This window comes from Shewanella sp. SM55 (genome assembly GCF_025654025.1).
Classification (GTDB): domain Bacteria; phylum Pseudomonadota; class Gammaproteobacteria; order Enterobacterales; family Shewanellaceae; genus Shewanella; species Shewanella oncorhynchi.
This window is the reverse complement of record NZ_JAKKRS010000005.1, coordinates 209,873-225,038: the sequence shown is the minus strand read 5'-3', so window position 1 is coordinate 225,038 and position 15,166 is coordinate 209,873. Positions and strand designations below refer to the sequence as shown.

General features: G+C 46.3%; 18 protein-coding genes. 17 read left to right on the top strand and 1 reads right to left on the bottom strand.

What is annotated here, in order from left to right:
- The first annotated feature begins 65 nt into the window (after positions 1-65).
- From L5L91_RS09300 to lolE, 3 genes are all read left to right on the top strand, one after another.
- Entirely contained in the window at positions 66-1,298 is a 1,233-nt protein-coding gene (locus L5L91_RS09300) for a lipoprotein-releasing ABC transporter permease subunit (protein ID WP_028759812.1), read from the top strand.
- A gap of 134 nt (positions 1,299-1,432) precedes the next feature.
- Complete coding sequence (lolD, locus tag L5L91_RS09295; protein WP_028759813.1) at positions 1,433-2,128, top strand: lipoprotein-releasing ABC transporter ATP-binding protein LolD; 696 nt, start codon at positions 1,433-1,435, stop codon at positions 2,126-2,128.
- Entirely contained in the window at positions 2,125-3,375 is a 1,251-nt protein-coding gene (gene lolE / locus L5L91_RS09290) for a lipoprotein-releasing ABC transporter permease subunit LolE (protein WP_263236179.1), read from the top strand. Before lolD ends, lolE begins: the two co-directional genes overlap by 4 nt.
- A 276-nt stretch (positions 3,376-3,651) precedes the next feature.
- Here the strand turns inward: lolE and suhB are convergent, their stop codons facing one another.
- Entirely contained in the window at positions 3,652-4,455 is an 804-nt protein-coding gene (gene suhB / locus L5L91_RS09285) for an inositol-1-monophosphatase (RefSeq protein WP_028759815.1), read from the bottom strand.
- A gap of 153 nt (positions 4,456-4,608) precedes the next feature.
- Between suhB and trmJ the strand changes: the two genes are divergently transcribed.
- From trmJ to L5L91_RS09215, 14 genes are all read left to right on the top strand, one after another.
- Positions 4,609-5,337 carry a tRNA (cytosine(32)/uridine(32)-2'-O)-methyltransferase TrmJ gene (gene trmJ / locus L5L91_RS09280; protein WP_028759816.1) on the top strand — a complete coding sequence of 243 codons (729 nt, stop codon included), beginning with the start codon at positions 4,609-4,611 and terminating at the stop codon, positions 5,335-5,337.
- A 40-nt stretch (positions 5,338-5,377) separates the two neighbouring features.
- Entirely contained in the window at positions 5,378-6,199 is an 822-nt protein-coding gene (gene cysE / locus L5L91_RS09275; RefSeq protein ID WP_028759817.1) for a serine O-acetyltransferase, read from the top strand.
- A 378-nt stretch (positions 6,200-6,577) separates the two neighbouring features.
- Positions 6,578-7,039: a Fe-S cluster assembly transcriptional regulator IscR gene (iscR, locus tag L5L91_RS09270; RefSeq protein ID WP_006081858.1), complete on the top strand. Its 462-nt coding sequence runs from the start codon at positions 6,578-6,580 to the stop codon at positions 7,037-7,039.
- Positions 7,040-7,119: 80 nt separating this feature from the next.
- Positions 7,120-8,334, top strand: a complete 1,215-nt coding sequence (locus L5L91_RS09265) for an IscS subfamily cysteine desulfurase (RefSeq protein ID WP_028759818.1) — start codon at positions 7,120-7,122, stop codon at positions 8,332-8,334.
- Between the two features lie 37 nt (positions 8,335-8,371).
- Positions 8,372-8,755: a Fe-S cluster assembly scaffold IscU gene (iscU, locus tag L5L91_RS09260; protein ID WP_006081856.1), complete on the top strand. Its 384-nt coding sequence runs from the start codon at positions 8,372-8,374 to the stop codon at positions 8,753-8,755.
- Positions 8,756-8,769: 14 nt separating this feature from the next.
- The gene (gene iscA / locus L5L91_RS09255; RefSeq protein WP_006081855.1) at positions 8,770-9,093 is read left to right on the top strand and encodes an iron-sulfur cluster assembly protein IscA; all 324 of its coding nucleotides are present in this window, start codon (positions 8,770-8,772) and stop codon (positions 9,091-9,093) included.
- Positions 9,094-9,109: 16 nt separating this feature from the next.
- On the top strand, positions 9,110-9,634 hold the full coding sequence (gene hscB / locus L5L91_RS09250) for a co-chaperone HscB (protein ID WP_263164781.1): 525 nt from the start codon (positions 9,110-9,112) through the stop codon (positions 9,632-9,634).
- A gap of 67 nt (positions 9,635-9,701) precedes the next feature.
- Complete coding sequence (hscA, locus tag L5L91_RS09245) at positions 9,702-11,564, top strand: Fe-S protein assembly chaperone HscA (RefSeq protein WP_263164779.1); 1,863 nt, start codon at positions 9,702-9,704, stop codon at positions 11,562-11,564.
- An 8-nt stretch (positions 11,565-11,572) separates the two neighbouring features.
- On the top strand, positions 11,573-11,911 hold the full coding sequence (gene fdx, locus L5L91_RS09240) for an ISC system 2Fe-2S type ferredoxin (protein WP_006081852.1): 339 nt from the start codon (positions 11,573-11,575) through the stop codon (positions 11,909-11,911).
- Positions 11,912-12,068: 157 nt separating this feature from the next.
- Complete coding sequence (rimK, locus tag L5L91_RS09235) at positions 12,069-12,974, top strand: 30S ribosomal protein S6--L-glutamate ligase (RefSeq protein ID WP_006081851.1); 906 nt, start codon at positions 12,069-12,071, stop codon at positions 12,972-12,974.
- A gap of 113 nt (positions 12,975-13,087) precedes the next feature.
- Positions 13,088-13,285 carry a Fe-S cluster assembly protein IscX gene (gene iscX, locus L5L91_RS09230; RefSeq protein WP_028759821.1) on the top strand — a complete coding sequence of 66 codons (198 nt, stop codon included), beginning with the start codon at positions 13,088-13,090 and terminating at the stop codon, positions 13,283-13,285.
- Between the two features lie 217 nt (positions 13,286-13,502).
- Entirely contained in the window at positions 13,503-13,670 is a 168-nt protein-coding gene (locus tag L5L91_RS09225; RefSeq protein ID WP_263164777.1) for a hypothetical protein, read from the top strand.
- A gap of 197 nt (positions 13,671-13,867) precedes the next feature.
- Positions 13,868-14,299 (top strand): nucleoside-diphosphate kinase, encoded by a 432-nt coding sequence (gene ndk / locus L5L91_RS09220; RefSeq protein WP_011789197.1) that lies wholly within the window; start codon positions 13,868-13,870, stop codon positions 14,297-14,299.
- Positions 14,300-14,661: 362 nt separating this feature from the next.
- The gene (locus L5L91_RS09215) at positions 14,662-15,105 is read left to right on the top strand and encodes an Hsp20 family protein (protein WP_028759822.1); all 444 of its coding nucleotides are present in this window, start codon (positions 14,662-14,664) and stop codon (positions 15,103-15,105) included.
- The last annotated feature ends 61 nt before the right edge of the window (positions 15,106-15,166 follow it).

Here is a 15,166-nt window from a genome sequence, read left to right as displayed (position 1 = left end):
CCCCTATTATCGTGCCCATCTTCATGATTTAGCAAGTTCAGCACACAGGACGCAACCCTCTTTCAATGAATCCAGGATTCCCTTTCTATATTGGTTACCGTTATTGGCGGGCCAAAAAAGCGAACGCGTTCGCGTCGTTCATTACCTTATTTGCCGTTTCGGGCATTTTTTTAGGCGTTGCAGCCTTGATCGTTGTCAGCTCAGTGATGAATGGCCTTGAAGGCCAACTTAAGCAACGTATCTTAGGTGCAGTGCCACAATTAACCCTTTATAGCGAAGCGCCATTAGTCGATTGGACAAAGCAGGCGAGTGCGCTTAAAGCCTTACCGGGTGTGTTAGGCGTTACACCGAGCGTATCGACGCAGGCCATGGTGCAATCAGCGTCGAATATTCGCGCTGTGCAGGTTTATGGGGTGTTTCCCGAATTAGCGCAAAAGTTATCCTCCGTTGCGCAGCACACTTACTCAGGTGCATTTGAACAGTTGGCGAGTGGCGACTTCAAGGTGATTTTAGGATCTGAGCTCGCACGGCAACTCAAAGTCGCTCCCGGTGATACGGTACGATTATTGAGTGGCGATGGTGTGGTGTACTCCCCATTAGGCCCTGTGCCGAGTCAACGTAAGTTCTTGGTATCTGGCATTTTTGAAATGGGCTCTCAGGTTGATGCTGGCGTTGCATATATTCATTATCAAGATGCAAAGCGTCTAATGCGTCAACCGAGTGAGGCTATTGATCAGCTTAGACTTTATTTAACCGATCCCTTTAGTGCGCCCGCTTTAGCGTCTAAAGTGCAGGATGTTCTCGCTAAACAAGATATTAAGGTAACAACTAGCGATTGGCGTGATACCTATGGTCACTTGTTTGGTGCGGTAAAAATGGAAAAGAACATGATGTCACTGATGCTGAGCCTGATTGTGGCCGTGGCCGCATTCAATATTGTTTCGGCGCTAGTGATGATGGTGGTCGATAAAACCACGGATGTGGCAGTGCTAAAAACCCAAGGCGTAACCACGCCCGCCGTGATGGGCATTTTTGTGGTGCAGGGTTCGCTCAATGCTGTACTTGGTTTAGTGCTTGGGCTCGCGGTAGGTATACTTATCACTTTGAATCTGAATGGCATTATGACGACATTAGGCATTTCGATTTTAGGTGCAGGACAGAGTTTGCCAGTAAAACTGGAGTTGATGCAGTTGTCAGTGATCGTGATAGGCACACTATTGGTCACCTTGTTGGCGACCTTATATCCCGCGCTGCGTGCGGCCAGTGTGCAACCTGCAACTGCGTTGAGATACGAGTAACCCCGTGAGCTTTTACGAATAGTCGTCACCCATGGGCATTCATCCGTGAGTGATGCTTGCCAAGATGAAAATAATTTAATGCATTGATTTAATGAAATAAATCGGTGCCAAAGCATGTTTAAGAGAGAACTTCAATGCAAGACGTGTTACTGCAAGTGCAGAGTGTCAGTAAGAGTTACCATGATGGCGCCGTGACCACGCAAGTGTTGTCTAATGTCGATTTGCAGGTGTTTAAGGGCGAGCAGTTGGCGATTGTCGGCAGCTCAGGCTCAGGTAAGAGCACACTGCTGCATATTATGGGAACTTTGGATGAGCCAACCGCGGGCAAAGTCTTGTTGCTAGGCGAAGATTTATACCAAGTGTCTAGTGCGCGTCAAGCGCAGATCCGCAATCAAGATCTCGGCTTTATCTATCAATTCCATCATTTATTGCCTGAATTCACTGCGCTAGAAAACGTCGCTATGCCGGCATTTATTCAAGGTAAAGACCGTAAACAAGCGCTCGCCGATGCCAAAGTCTTATTGGAGCGGGTAGGGCTAGGCCATCGTATGACCCACATTCCTGCTGAACTATCGGGCGGCGAGCGTCAGCGTGTCGCTATCGCAAGGGCGTTGATTAATAAACCTAAGTTAGTGCTGGCCGATGAACCTACGGGTAATTTAGATGCTAACAGTGGCGATGCGGTTTATGAGTTGATCCGAGAGCTGGCCGATCAGTTAGGTACGGCGTTTGTGGTGGTGACCCATGATCATAAATTGGCTGCCCGTATGGACCGCCAACTGATGATGAAAAACGGTTACTTGCAATTAGCGGCGGAAACCCAAGTATGAAAGGACCGTTAGCCCTATCCATTGGTTGGCGTTTTTATCGCGCCCGCCAATCCAACAGTTTTATTAGTTTTATTTCCTTTGCATCGACTGCCGGTATCGCTTTAGGTGTGGCGGTATTGATCATAGTTCTGTCTGCAATGAATGGTTTTGAGCGCGAGCTAGAGCAAAGATTACTGGGTGTAGTGCCGCAGGCGGACATTGTCGGGGTGGACGAACCTATCGTCAATTGGCAGAGTGTTGCGCAAGGTGCGCTACAAATTGAAGGTATTCGTGGTGCTGCCCCCTTTATTCGCATGCAAGGTTTAGTGCAGAAGCCTGGTGGTTTTCAAGGCTTAGCCGTGGTGGGTATTGATCCGAAAGAAGAAACGAAGGTTTCAACTTTGTCACAGTTTATGAGTGATGCAAGCTGGCAGAGTCTGAGCCAAGATGAGAATCATATCGTCCTTGGCGAGAGTTTATTGACTAAGTTGGGGCTTGTGGTGGGTGATACGCTGGCCTTATATGTGCAGGATATCGATCCCGACGCGGCAGGCAGTTTACGTGCGGCGAAGAGCCATCGTTTTGTGGTGTCAGGCACCTATCATCTGGGCGGCGAGCTTGAACTGACAACCGCTTATATTCCATTGCAATACGCGGCGCAGATCTTGAACATGAATAACGGTGTAACGGGTGTGCGTATTAGTGTCGATAAAGTGTTTGATGCACCAGTAAAAGTGCGCGAACTCGGTTATGCGCAAAAGCAGTCTGTGTATATCAGTGACTGGACCCGTACCCAAGGGCATTTATATCAAGATATTCAGTTAGTTCGCACTGTGATGTATTTAGTTTTAGTGTTGGTGATTGGTGTGGCCTGCTTTAACATTGTCTCCACCTTAGTCATGGCGGTGCGGGATAAAGCGTCCGAAATTGCGATTTTGATGACCATGGGCCTGAGTCGTTTGGCTGTGATGGGGATTTTCATGGTGCAGGGCGCGTTAAATGGTCTGCTTGGCTGTGGCCTTGGCGGCATTATCGGCATTAGTGTGGCGCTGAATTTAAGTGTGCTTGCGAGCTCAGTTGAGCAATTACTCGGTATTCAACTGCTCTCGGCCGATGTTTACTTTGTCGATTTTTTACCGTCTGAATTGCATGTTTCGGATGCGGTACTGGTGATTGTGATGGCGTTTGTGATGAGTTTAATCGCGACTTTGTATCCCGCTTGGAAGGCGAGCCAAATTGCACCAGCACAAGCGTTAGCGGGTAGATAACTGGATAAGTGGCTGTTCGTCATGTTAGCCGATGTGGGCTGAAATCAGTGCAGATGTTTTCAGGACACTCCTTTCTTCCCAATGACTATTGCTTTATTTCTATACTATTTCTAAATACGATATTGTGGCGACTGAGGACTTGATGACTCGAGTACTTAAGGCTTTAGAATGAAAACCACATAAACAAAAAGGCCAGTGGGCGCTCTTAAAGAGATTACCACTGGCCTTTTTTGTATCTGTTTTATGCGTTTATTTAAAGCTAAGTGTTAATCTTGATTAACGCTTTAAGCCTTCGTTCAATAATGGACGCATGATCTTCACTAATTCTGTGGTCACCTTAGGTGAGCCAGCAACGATGTTGCCCGAAACCAAATAGTTATGGTTGCCAGTAAAATCAGTCACTGTACCGCCTGCTTCGCGGCAAATCAGATCGCCAGCAGCGATGTCCCATGGCTTTAAGCCGATTTCAAAGAAACCGTCCAAACGACCCGCGGCAACATAGGCTAAATCTAATGCGGCAGAACCTGCGCGACGTAAGTCAGCACATTGGCCGAAGACTTCGCCGAAAATAGCCATGTAAGTTTCAGTGTGTTGACGCGCTTTGAATGGGAAGCCAGTACCAATCATGGTAGGCGCTAATTCATTCACGTTGGTCACACGCAGACGGAAATCATTGAGTTTGGCGCCTTTACCACGTACAGCGGTAAAGAGTTCTTCACGGACAGGATCGTAAACAACGGCAACTTCAGTCTTGCCTTTGTATTGCAGAGCGATTGAAACCGCGAAGTGGGGAATGCCTCTAACAAAGTTGTTAGTGCCATCCAGAGGGTCGACTATCCAAACATAGTCTTTATTCTCACCGCGGTTTTCGCCTTTCTCTTCACCCACGATAGTGTGATCAGGGTAAGATTTACGAATTTGGTAAGTAATTGTCGCTTCTGCTTCCTTGTCTACACTGGTAACAAAATCGTTGATACCTTTTGAACTGACTTCGATACGGTCAAGTTCAGTATAGGCGCGCATAATAGTTTGGCCGGCCGCGCGGGCAGCGCGTACAGCAATCGTCAGCATCGGATGCATTGCAATCCCCTGGATGTTAAAGAACGTTAAAATAGCGGGCGGTATTATACTCGATTTGATAGTTATATCAAATACCGATTTTCATATAAGCATTCGGCAATGGCTGTGATAATATTCGTCCCCAACGTTTTATGAATTAAATTAAGTTGTTTCATGCTAAGTAATATTCGAGTGGTTTTAGTGGGGACTTCGCACCCCGGCAATATTGGTTCTACTGCCAGAGCGATGAAGACTATGGGTCTGTCTACTCTGTATCTTGCAGAACCCCGGGTTGAGCCCGACGGTCATTCCATAGCATTAGCCGCGGGTGCATCGGATATTCTGAAACATCTTGTGAAAGTGGATTCACTTGCTGAAGCGATTGCCGATTGCAGTCTAGTGATTGCAACCAGCGCGCGCAGTCGCACCTTAGATTGGCCCATGTTAGAGCCAAGACAAGCTGGGGTGAAATTAGCGACCGAGGCACTTAAAGGCCCTGTTGCGATTGTGTTTGGCCGTGAAAACCATGGTTTAAGCAATGAAGAGCTGCAACAGTGCACTTATCATGTGGCTATCCCTGCAAATCCAGAGTATAGCTCGCTTAATCTGGCGCAAGCCGTACAAATCATTTGTTATGAAACCCGCGTTGCCCATCTTGCGCAAAAAGACGTTGCCGAAGAAGAGCTGACTGAGTATCCCTTGGCTGCCGATCAGGAACGTTTTTTCGCACACCTTGAAACAACACTGTTATCCACTGGATTTATCATCAAGAACCATCCTGGACAAGTGATGATGAAACTTCGCCGCTTGTTTAGTCGTGCACGGATTGAGAGTCAGGAAATGAATATCCTCAGGGGTATTTTGACGTCAATTGAGAAAGTGGCGGGTTCTAAAGAAAAATAGCCAAACCTTAATAATTAACACTAATCGCGAAGGATAAACAATGGGCGTGATAGCTAGGCTAAAAGAAGATATTGAATCTATATATCACCGTGATCCTGCGGCGCGTAGCGCGTTTGAGATCTTGGTTAACTATCCAGGCATGCATGCCATTTGGTTGCATCGGATAAGCCATAAGCTATGGAAGCGCGATTGGCGCTTAACGGCACGTTGTTTATCGACGTTTTCCCGTTGGTTGACAGGAGTTGAAATCCATCCTGGGGCAACCATAGGTCATCGATTTTTTATCGACCACGGTATGGGCGTTGTGATAGGTGAAACGGCTGAGATTGGTGATGATTGCACCCTTTATCACGGTGTCACGCTTGGTGGAACCACCTGGCAGGCGGGGAAACGTCACCCGACGTTAGCCAATAACGTGGTGGTGGGCGCAGGGGCAAAAATCCTCGGTCCTATTACCATGCACGATGGTGCGCGTGTGGGTTCGAATTCTGTTGTGGTGAAAGATGTGCCCAAAGATACCACGGTTGTGGGGATTCCTGGGCGCGTGGTGGCTACACCGTCACCGCAATCGAAAGAGAAAACTGAACGCCGCAGCGCGATGGCAAAAAAATATGGCTTCGATGCGTACGCGGTATCACCGGATAATCCCGATCCGGTGGCCAATGCAATAGGGCAGATGCTCGATCACATGCATTTGATGGACTCGAAAGTTCAAGAGTTGTGTCAAGCCATTCAAGGGCTGGGTGGCAATGTCTGTACTGAAAAACTGCCAGAGCTTGATATGGGCGAGTTTAATGATGCAGAAAAAGCGGCAGCGGAAAAACGCCATAGTGCATTAGATGAGTTTGATCCGAGCATCTAAGTTTCAAGAAATGGTTCAACGAAATGATTTAACTTAGCGGTCTAACTTGCTTAAGGGCTGACCCTTACAAGGGTCTCATTTAGCGTTTTACTTTAGCTTATCCTGTTGTAAAGGCGCATATTGCGATCAAACCTGAGTTTGATCGCGCCATAGTACCAAGATCACTTTTATCCTGCGTTTATATCGTGCTAGATGTCGATTAATTGGCGCTTTAGCATTGAATCTTAGGCTAGAAAAAGGTTAAATACCCCACCAAGATGAAAGGGTATTGGTTATGTGCACACTCATATACTTGAGTGTTTTAGTAGGTTTTAATACTTGACTGAATTACTCGGGTATGTTGAAATAATGCATACCTGTTCGGGAGCTATGGTAGTTATGAAACTTACATCAAAAGGTCGTTATGCAGTAACCGCTATGCTAGATGTGGCAATCCACTCAGCATCGGGACCAGTTCCCTTAGCGGATATCTCTGAAAGACAAGGGATTTCGCTTTCCTATCTGGAACAACTCTTCGCTAAGCTAAGAAAACACGGTTTAGTTGCCAGTGTACGTGGACCGGGCGGTGGTTATCGCTTAGGCCTAGAAGCCAATGATATTTCAGTCGGCATGGTTGTCCATGCTGTAGACGAGTCTGTCGATGCGACTCGTTGCCAAGGACTTGGCAACTGTCAGAGTGGAACTCGCTGCTTAACCCATTCACTTTGGGGCGATTTAAGCAAACAAATTTCCGATTTTTTAGATGGTATCAGTCTTGCCGGCTTGATGCAGAAGCGAGATGTGCAATTTATCTCACTTAAGCAAGACACTATGCAAAAGGAACAAAGAGTCAGTTTATAGCGGCACTTTGTTATATATAAAAATAATTTTTGTACGTTGTATGTAGCCTCTACCAGAGACTGCTCAGTACGGAGTGTGTTATGAAGCTTCCTATCTATTTAGATTATGCCGCCACCACGCCTGTTGATCCTAGAGTCGCGGAAAAGATGTTCCAATGCATGACAATGGACGGTATCTTTGGTAATCCGGCCTCACGTTCACACCGCTACGGCTGGCAAGCCGAAGAAGCGGTGGATATTGCTCGCAACCAAGTTGCCGAGTTAATTAACGCCGATCACCGCGAAATTGTGTTTACCTCTGGCGCGACGGAATCGAACAACTTAGCGATAAAAGGTGTTGCTCATTTCTATCACAAGAAAGGCAAGCACATCATCACCAGTAAGACTGAACATAAAGCGGTTCTCGATACTTGTCGCCAATTAGAGCGTGAAGGTTTCGAAGTGACTTATTTAGAGCCTGCTGCAAACGGCATCATTCCGATGGAACGTTTAGAAGCGGCAATGCGTGACGACACTATCCTTGTCAGCATCATGCACGTGAACAACGAAATCGGTGTTATCCACGATATCGATGCAATCGGTGAACTATGCCGTTCAAAAGGCATCATTTTCCACATGGATGCGGCGCAAAGTGCAGGCAAAGTACCTATCGATGTGCAAGCCACTAAAGTGGATTTGATCTCGATTTCTGGCCACAAAATGTATGGCCCTAAAGGTATCGGCGCACTATATGTTCGTCGTAAGCCACGCATTCGCCTAGAAGCGCAAATGCACGGTGGTGGTCATGAGCGTGGTATGCGTAGCGGTACGTTACCAACGCATCAAATCGTAGGTTTAGGTGAAGCTGCTGCAATCGCAAAAGCGGAAATGGCCTCTGATGACGCTCGTATCGGTGCATTACGTGACAAATTATGGAATGGCATCAAGCACATTGAAGAAACCTATATCAATGGTGATGCGATTGACCGTGTTAGCGGTAGCCTCAACGTCAGCTTCAACTATGTTGAAGGCGAGTCGTTAATGATGGCACTGAAAGATTTAGCGGTTTCATCGGGTTCGGCTTGTACCTCAGCCAGCCTAGAGCCTAGCTACGTATTACGTGCGCTTGGCTTAAACGATGAAATGGCACATAGCTCGATTCGTTTCTCAATCGGCCGTTTCACAACCGAAGAAGAAATCGATCACGCTATCGAAGTTATTACTCAATCTATTGATAAATTAAGAGAAATGTCTCCTTTGTGGGAAATGTTTAAAGATGGGATCGACCTGAACCAAGTTCAGTGGGCACATCATTAATTCTGACCTTTACAATAGATAATTTTGGAGCAGTACCATGGCTTACAGTGAAAAAGTGATAGATCATTATGAGAATCCACGTAACGTTGGTTCTTTTGATAAAAACGATCCTTCGGTCGTGACCGGTATGGTAGGCGCACCTGCTTGCGGTGACGTGATGAAACTTCAGTTGAAAATTGGTGCTGATGGCATCATTCAAGACGCTAAGTTCAAAACCTACGGTTGTGGTAGCGCGATTGCGTCTAGCTCACTGGTAACTGAGTGGGTTAAAGGCAAGACTATCGAACAAGCTGCGGCGATCAAAAACACGGATATCGCTGAAGAATTGGCATTGCCACCAGTGAAGATCCACTGTTCAATTTTGGCTGAAGATGCCATTAAAGCTGCTATCGACGAGTACAAATCGAAACAAGCTAAGTAACATCTGGAGTTAAGATGGCGATTACAATGACCCCAGCGGCAGCCGATCGTGTCAGATCTTTCTTAGTCAACCGAGGCAAAGGTGTAGGCCTGCGTCTCGGCTTAAGAACATCAGGCTGTTCTGGTATGGCTTATGTACTTGAGTTCGTTGATTCTTTAAATGATGACGATGAAGTGTTTGATATCGAAGATGTGAAAATCATCATAGATGCCAAGAGCCTTATCTATCTTCAAGGGATCGAGCTGGATTTTGTTAAAGAAGGGCTGAATGAAGGCTTCCAATTTAATAATCCTAACGCAAAAGGTGAGTGTGGTTGTGGTGAGAGTTTCACTGTTTAACCGCTAAAGTTGACGCATGAATTATTTCGAGCTGTTTAAATTTTCCCCTGCCTTCGATATTGATACCGCCTTACTTGCAGAACGCTATCGCGAACTGCAACGGGCGGTTCATCCCGATAAATTTGCCAATGATACTGATCAGCAAAAATTGCTGTCGGTGCAGCGCACGGCGCAAGTCAATGATGGTTTTCAAACCTTAAAAGATCCCATTCGCCGCGCTGAGCATATGTTGTCGCTGCGTGGAATTGAATTAAGCCATGAAACCACGACAGTGAAAGATACCGGCTTCTTGATGCAGCAAATGGAATGGCGCGAGGCGTTGGAAGATATACGCGATAGTGCCGATCCTCAAGCGAGTATTGACGAGCTATATCAATCGTTTGCAGAGTACCGCGCGCAACTCACTCAGCAATTGACTCAACTGTTAACCAGTGAGCAGGCTGAAGATGCATTGTTAGCGGCAGATCAAGTTCGCAAACTCAAATTTATGGCAAAATTACACGACGAGTTGACCAGAGTCGAAGACGCTCTGTTAGATTGATTTTCCGTGTTTATGTTACTTTGCTGACTCAAGTACGCTTGAGTTGGCATTACTAAGTTGGATATATATGGCCCTTTTGCAGATAGCTGAGCCCGGTCAAAGTGCCGCGCCGCACCAACATAGACTTGCCGTTGGCATCGATTTAGGTACGACCAATTCTTTGGTGGCGGCCGTTCGAAGTGGAGAGACGGCAACCCTGCCGGACGAACTTGGACAGCATTCATTACCTTCTATCGTGCGTTATACCCAAGATTCAGTCGAAGTCGGCGCACTTGCGGCGTTGAGTTCGGCGCAGGATCCGCAAAACACGATCGTTTCGGTAAAGCGTTTTATGGGCCGCAGCCTAGCGGATATTCAAGCTGGCGAGCAATCATTACCCTACGAGTTTGCCGAAAGCGAAAACGGTTTACCTTTATTTGTGACTCCCCAAGGCCAAGTGAATCCCGTGCAAGTATCTGCGGAGATTTTACGTCCGCTGATCGCCCGCGCTGAAAAAACCTTAGGCGGCGAACTGCAAGGCGTGGTGATCACTGTGCCTGCGTATTTCGATGATGCCCAGCGCCAAGGCACAAAAGATGCCGCAGCTTTGCTGGGTGTTAAAGTGCTACGTTTGTTGAATGAACCGACTGCTGCTGCGATTGCCTATGGTTTAGATTCTAAGCAAGAGGGCGTGATTGCCATCTATGATTTAGGCGGCGGTACTTTCGATATTTCTATTTTGCGTTTGAATCGCGGTGTATTCGAAGTGCTTGCTACTGGTGGCGATTCAGCGCTTGGCGGTGATGATTTCGATCACTTACTGCAAGCACATATGCAGCAAGTGTGGCAGCTTAGTGACATCGACTCACAATTAAGCCGTCAGTTGTTGATTGAATCGCGTCGAGTTAAAGAAGCCTTAACGGATGCTGCAGAAACTGAAGCAAAAGTGATCCTTGCCGATGGTACTGAACTGACGCAAATCGTTACTAAAGCTGAATTTGATGCCATGATTGCGGCATTAGTGAAAAAGACGATTGCCAGCTGTCGTCGTACCCTGCGTGATGCGGGTGTGACGACGGATGAAGTGCTTGAAACTGTGATGGTTGGCGGTTCAACGCGCGTGCCATTAGTACGTGAACAGGTCGAAGCTTTCTTCGGTAAACCACCCCTGACGTCTATCGATCCCGATCGTGTTGTCGCCATTGGTGCGGCCATTCAAGCCGACATTTTAGTGGGTAACAAACCCGAATCGGATTTGTTATTGCTCGATGTGATCCCTTTGTCATTAGGCATAGAGACTATGGGTGGCTTAGTTGAAAAAGTGGTATCGCGTAATACCACGATTCCGGTTGCACGGGCGCAGGAATTTACCACGTTTAAAGATGGTCAAACGGCCATGGCATTCCATGTGGTGCAGGGTGAGCGTGAGCTCGTTGCCGATTGCCGCTCACTGGCGCGTTTTACCTTAAAGGGTATTCCGCCGTTAGCCGCTGGCGCTGCGCACATTCGGGTGACCTTTCAAGTGGATGCCGATGGTTTACTTAGCGTGACGGCGATGGAGAAGTCCACCGGCGTGCAGTCTAGTATTCAAGTTAAGCCGTCTTTTGGTTTATCGGATACTGAAATTGCCACTATGCTGAAAGATTCGATGAAGTATGCCAAAGACGATATCGGTCGTCGTATGCTGGCTGAGCAGCAAGTGGAGGCGGCGAGGGTACTCGAGTCTTTACATGCCGCGTTAGCGAAGGATGGTGATTTGCTGAATGCCGATGAGCGTGCTCAGATCGATGCTACTATGGCCAATGTGGCGCAAGTGGCTACGGGCGATGATGCCGATGCGATTAAACTCGCGATTGAAAAACTGGATGAGCAAACCCAAGATTTTGCTGCCAGACGTATGGACAATTCTATTCGAGTGGCATTCAAAGGCCAGTCGATCGACAACATATAGGTGATGTAATGCCCCAATTAGTCTTTCTTCCCCATGCCGAGTTGTGCCCTGATGGCGCTGTGCTTGAGGCGAATGTTGGTGAGACCATTCTCGATGTTGCGCTGCGTAATGGCATCAATATCGAGCATGCCTGTGAAAAGTCCTGTGCTTGCACGACGTGTCACTGTATCGTGCGTGAAGGCTTTAATGATCTTGAGCCAAGTGATGAGCTAGAAGATGACATGTTAGATAAAGCTTGGGGACTCGAGCCCGAAAGCCGTCTATCTTGTCAGGCTAAAGTGGTCGACACTGACATGGTGATTGAGATCCCTAAATACACGGTTAACATGGTTAGCGAAGGCAATTAATATTGCTTCGATAATGATTAAAACCAGTCCACGTGACTGGTTTTTTGCTTTTGGCGTTGAGCATTTGTACAACTAATCTTGTCTATGCCTCTAGTTGTTTGATTTATCCTTGCGCAGGCGTATTATGCGCTCAAAATTAATGGTTGCCGGAGACCAAATGAGAATAGCGATTTTATCGCAAGGGCCAGAGTTATATTCAACGAAGCGACTCGTTGAAGCGGCTCAATTACGTGGTCATGAAGTACACGTAATCAATCCCCTTGAATGTTATATGAATATCAATATGCGGCAATCGAGTATCCACATTGGCGGGCGAGAGTTACCTGCATTTGATGCCGTGATCCCCCGTATTGGGGCGTCGATTACCTTTTATGGTTCGGCGGTGTTGCGCCAATTTGAGATGATGGGCGTCTATGCCTTAAATGATTCAGTTGGAATTTCCCGCTCACGGGACAAATTGCGTTCTATGCAGTTGATGTCACGCCGCGGTATTGGTTTGCCTATTACCGGTTTTGCCAATAAACCGAGTGATATTCCAGACTTAATTGATATGGTGGGTGGCGCGCCTCTGGTGATTAAATTACTCGAAGGCACCCAAGGCATTGGCGTGGTATTAGCCGAGACCCGCAAAGCGGCTGAGAGCGTGATTGAAGCCTTTATGGGCCTTAAAGCCAACATCATGGTGCAGGAATATATTAAAGAAGCTAATGGCGCAGATATTCGCTGCTTTGTGCTCGGCGATAAAGTGATTGCCGCCATGAAACGTCAAGCTATGCCCGGTGAGTTTCGCTCTAATTTGCACCGTGGTGGCACGGCGAGTTTAGTCAAACTAACTCCTGAAGAGCGCTCTGTAGCTATTCGTGCGGCGAAGACGATGGGATTAAATGTGGCAGGGGTTGATTTGTTACGCTCAAACCATGGCCCTGTGATCATGGAAGTGAACTCTTCACCAGGGCTTGAGGGGATTGAAGGCGCCACCACGAAAGATGTGGCGGGTGCTATTATTGATTTTGTTGAAAAAAATGCGATTAAAGTAAAAAAGGTGACGCAAGCACAGGGTTAGCCCCCTTGGTGTCGAGTATTGACTACGGAATATCAACACTTGATTCACCTCCTTATGGGTAACGGCGTTAAGCACTAGCTTACCCATTCAAGCGAACCGAATAGGGGAAAACGATGACATTAACTTGGATAGATTCGTTAGATATTGCGTTGGAATTACTCGAAGCACACCCAGAGGTGAATCCCACTCAGCTGCATTTCACCCAACTGTATGAGTGGGTGTTAGCTTTGAATGATTTTGCAGATGATCCTAAGCATTGCAATGAAAAAATACTGGAAGCAATTCAGCAGTGTTGGATTGATGAAAAGTAGTGAGCACAGTTGTGGTACGGCTTTTTATGTGAGGCATCTTGTCCTTCAGAAGATTAACTAAGGTGATTTACCTCACGTATTTGCAGTGGCGCAGAGAATATTTCGCGAGAGTTTGATCACAGTCAAGTTCATTTTCAGTGGATATCGTAATTTGTTGTATATTGGTTAAGGCATTTATATGGCTTAACTTTATTATCGCAACTGCAAGGATGTTCACATGAAACTTTTGCTTGTATTGTTATGTATGCTTGTCCCTTCAATGGCTTGGGCTCATCCAGGTCATGGCGGTGTCGGTTTATTCCATCACTTGTTAGATCTTACACCCGCAGTCATTTTAGTCGCTTTGATTGCATGGGCTGGTATTTGGGCAAAAAATAGAAAATAATCCCATTTTTTAATGAGTTAATGAACCCTGCTAAGGATTTATCCTCCTAGCGGGGTATTTTGTGTGATCAAACTGATTACGAATAAAGCGAATGTGCGCAATATCTCAGACTAATTTGCTATAAAGATAGGATTTAGCTTTTAAATTTCGTATAATCCGCGCGAATTTTTTAAACTTGCTGACAAAGGAAGCTAGTTATGGCGATCGAACGCACATTTTCTATTATCAAGCCAGATGCTGTTGCAAAAAACCACATCGGTGCTATCTACAATCGTTTTGAAACTGCTGGTCTTAAGATCGTTGCAGCTAAAATGTTACACCTGACCAAAGAACAAGCTGAAGGTTTCTATGCAGAGCATAGCGAGCGCGGTTTCTTCGGTGCTCTGGTTGCATTTATGACTTCTGGTCCTATCATGGTCCAAGTATTAGAAGGCGAAAACGCTGTTTTAGCTCACCGTGAAATTTTAGGTGCAACTAATCCAGCTCAAGCAGCTCCTGGTACTATCCGTGCTGATTTCGCAGAAAGCATTGACGAAAACGCGGCTCACGGTTCAGATGCTGTTGAATCTGCTGCTCGTGAAATTGCTTACTTCTTCAGCGCTGAAGAATTGTGTCCACGCACTCGTTAATTCGATGCTAAGACTGAAAAAGGAGCCTAGGCTCCTTTTTTATTGGCTGCAATTTAGTGAATATAGATTTCCATATTGCAATGACGCTAATCCCTTTATACAAATCATACGTCAATTCAAAGTGTTAAAACTTAATAAAATTTTGTTTTTATTAGTCTTTTTAAATTTTGCACATTTTTTTAATTTTCTTGCTTGAAATTTTCTCTCCCGTCCTTATATCTATTTCAGGATCGCTCGATGAGGATCCTAGTGTGAATTCTGTGCCGTAAGGACAGAAGATTTAACTCGGCAGACTCTACAAGCGTTTTCATCGTGAAAACCGTCCGCCAATTCTCCATATTGCTTGAGACAAGGATATGAATATGCGTAATTATGATCTAGCTCCCCTGTACCGTAGTGCCATTGGTTTTGACCGTTTAGCTCAGCTGGCAGAACATGCCGCCGCTAATAATGGTAATACTGGCTATCCCCCATATAACATTGAATTATTAGGCGAAAATCGCTATCGCATTACTATGGCCGTGGCCGGATTCTCAATGAATGAACTTGAGATCAGCAGTGAAGGTGAGAAATTACTGGTGAAAGGCAACAAAGCTGAAAGCCAAACCGAGCGTAAATACTTGTACCAAGGCATAGCGGAACGCGGTTTTGAGCGCACTTTCCAACTGGCAGACTATGTCACTGTGCTCGGCGCAAGTTTAGAAAATGGCTTACTCAATATTGATTTAGTGCGTGAAATCCCTGAAGCATTGAAACCACGCAAAATCGAGATCACTTCATCGCGCTTGCTAGACAGCCAGTCATAATTGACACTGCGGTAACCACCTAAAAACAAGGGGAGCATAATGCTCCCCTTGATGTTTTTGT

What these genes read in the sequence shown, in the direction of transcription:
- L5L91_RS09300 (WP_028759812.1), top strand. Translation starts at nt 66, where the DNA reads ATGAATCCAGGATTCCCTTTCTATATTGGTTACCGTTATTGGCGGGCC.
- lolD (WP_028759813.1), top strand. Translation starts at nt 1,433, where the DNA reads ATGCAAGACGTGTTACTGCAAGTGCAGAGTGTCAGTAAGAGTTACCAT.
- lolE (WP_263236179.1), top strand. Translation starts at nt 2,125, where the DNA reads ATGAAAGGACCGTTAGCCCTATCCATTGGTTGGCGTTTTTATCGCGCC.
- suhB (WP_028759815.1), bottom strand. Translation starts at nt 4,455, where the DNA reads ATGCATCCGATGCTGACGATTGCTGTACGCGCTGCCCGCGCGGCCGGC.
- trmJ (WP_028759816.1), top strand. Translation starts at nt 4,609, where the DNA reads ATGCTAAGTAATATTCGAGTGGTTTTAGTGGGGACTTCGCACCCCGGC.
- cysE (WP_028759817.1), top strand. Translation starts at nt 5,378, where the DNA reads ATGGGCGTGATAGCTAGGCTAAAAGAAGATATTGAATCTATATATCAC.
- iscR (WP_006081858.1), top strand. Translation starts at nt 6,578, where the DNA reads ATGAAACTTACATCAAAAGGTCGTTATGCAGTAACCGCTATGCTAGAT.
- L5L91_RS09265 (WP_028759818.1), top strand. Translation starts at nt 7,120, where the DNA reads ATGAAGCTTCCTATCTATTTAGATTATGCCGCCACCACGCCTGTTGAT.
- iscU (WP_006081856.1), top strand. Translation starts at nt 8,372, where the DNA reads ATGGCTTACAGTGAAAAAGTGATAGATCATTATGAGAATCCACGTAAC.
- iscA (WP_006081855.1), top strand. Translation starts at nt 8,770, where the DNA reads ATGGCGATTACAATGACCCCAGCGGCAGCCGATCGTGTCAGATCTTTC.
- hscB (WP_263164781.1), top strand. Translation starts at nt 9,110, where the DNA reads ATGAATTATTTCGAGCTGTTTAAATTTTCCCCTGCCTTCGATATTGAT.
- hscA (WP_263164779.1), top strand. Translation starts at nt 9,702, where the DNA reads ATGGCCCTTTTGCAGATAGCTGAGCCCGGTCAAAGTGCCGCGCCGCAC.
- fdx (WP_006081852.1), top strand. Translation starts at nt 11,573, where the DNA reads ATGCCCCAATTAGTCTTTCTTCCCCATGCCGAGTTGTGCCCTGATGGC.
- rimK (WP_006081851.1), top strand. Translation starts at nt 12,069, where the DNA reads ATGAGAATAGCGATTTTATCGCAAGGGCCAGAGTTATATTCAACGAAG.
- iscX (WP_028759821.1), top strand. Translation starts at nt 13,088, where the DNA reads ATGACATTAACTTGGATAGATTCGTTAGATATTGCGTTGGAATTACTC.
- L5L91_RS09225 (WP_263164777.1), top strand. Translation starts at nt 13,503, where the DNA reads ATGAAACTTTTGCTTGTATTGTTATGTATGCTTGTCCCTTCAATGGCT.
- ndk (WP_011789197.1), top strand. Translation starts at nt 13,868, where the DNA reads ATGGCGATCGAACGCACATTTTCTATTATCAAGCCAGATGCTGTTGCA.
- L5L91_RS09215 (WP_028759822.1), top strand. Translation starts at nt 14,662, where the DNA reads ATGCGTAATTATGATCTAGCTCCCCTGTACCGTAGTGCCATTGGTTTT.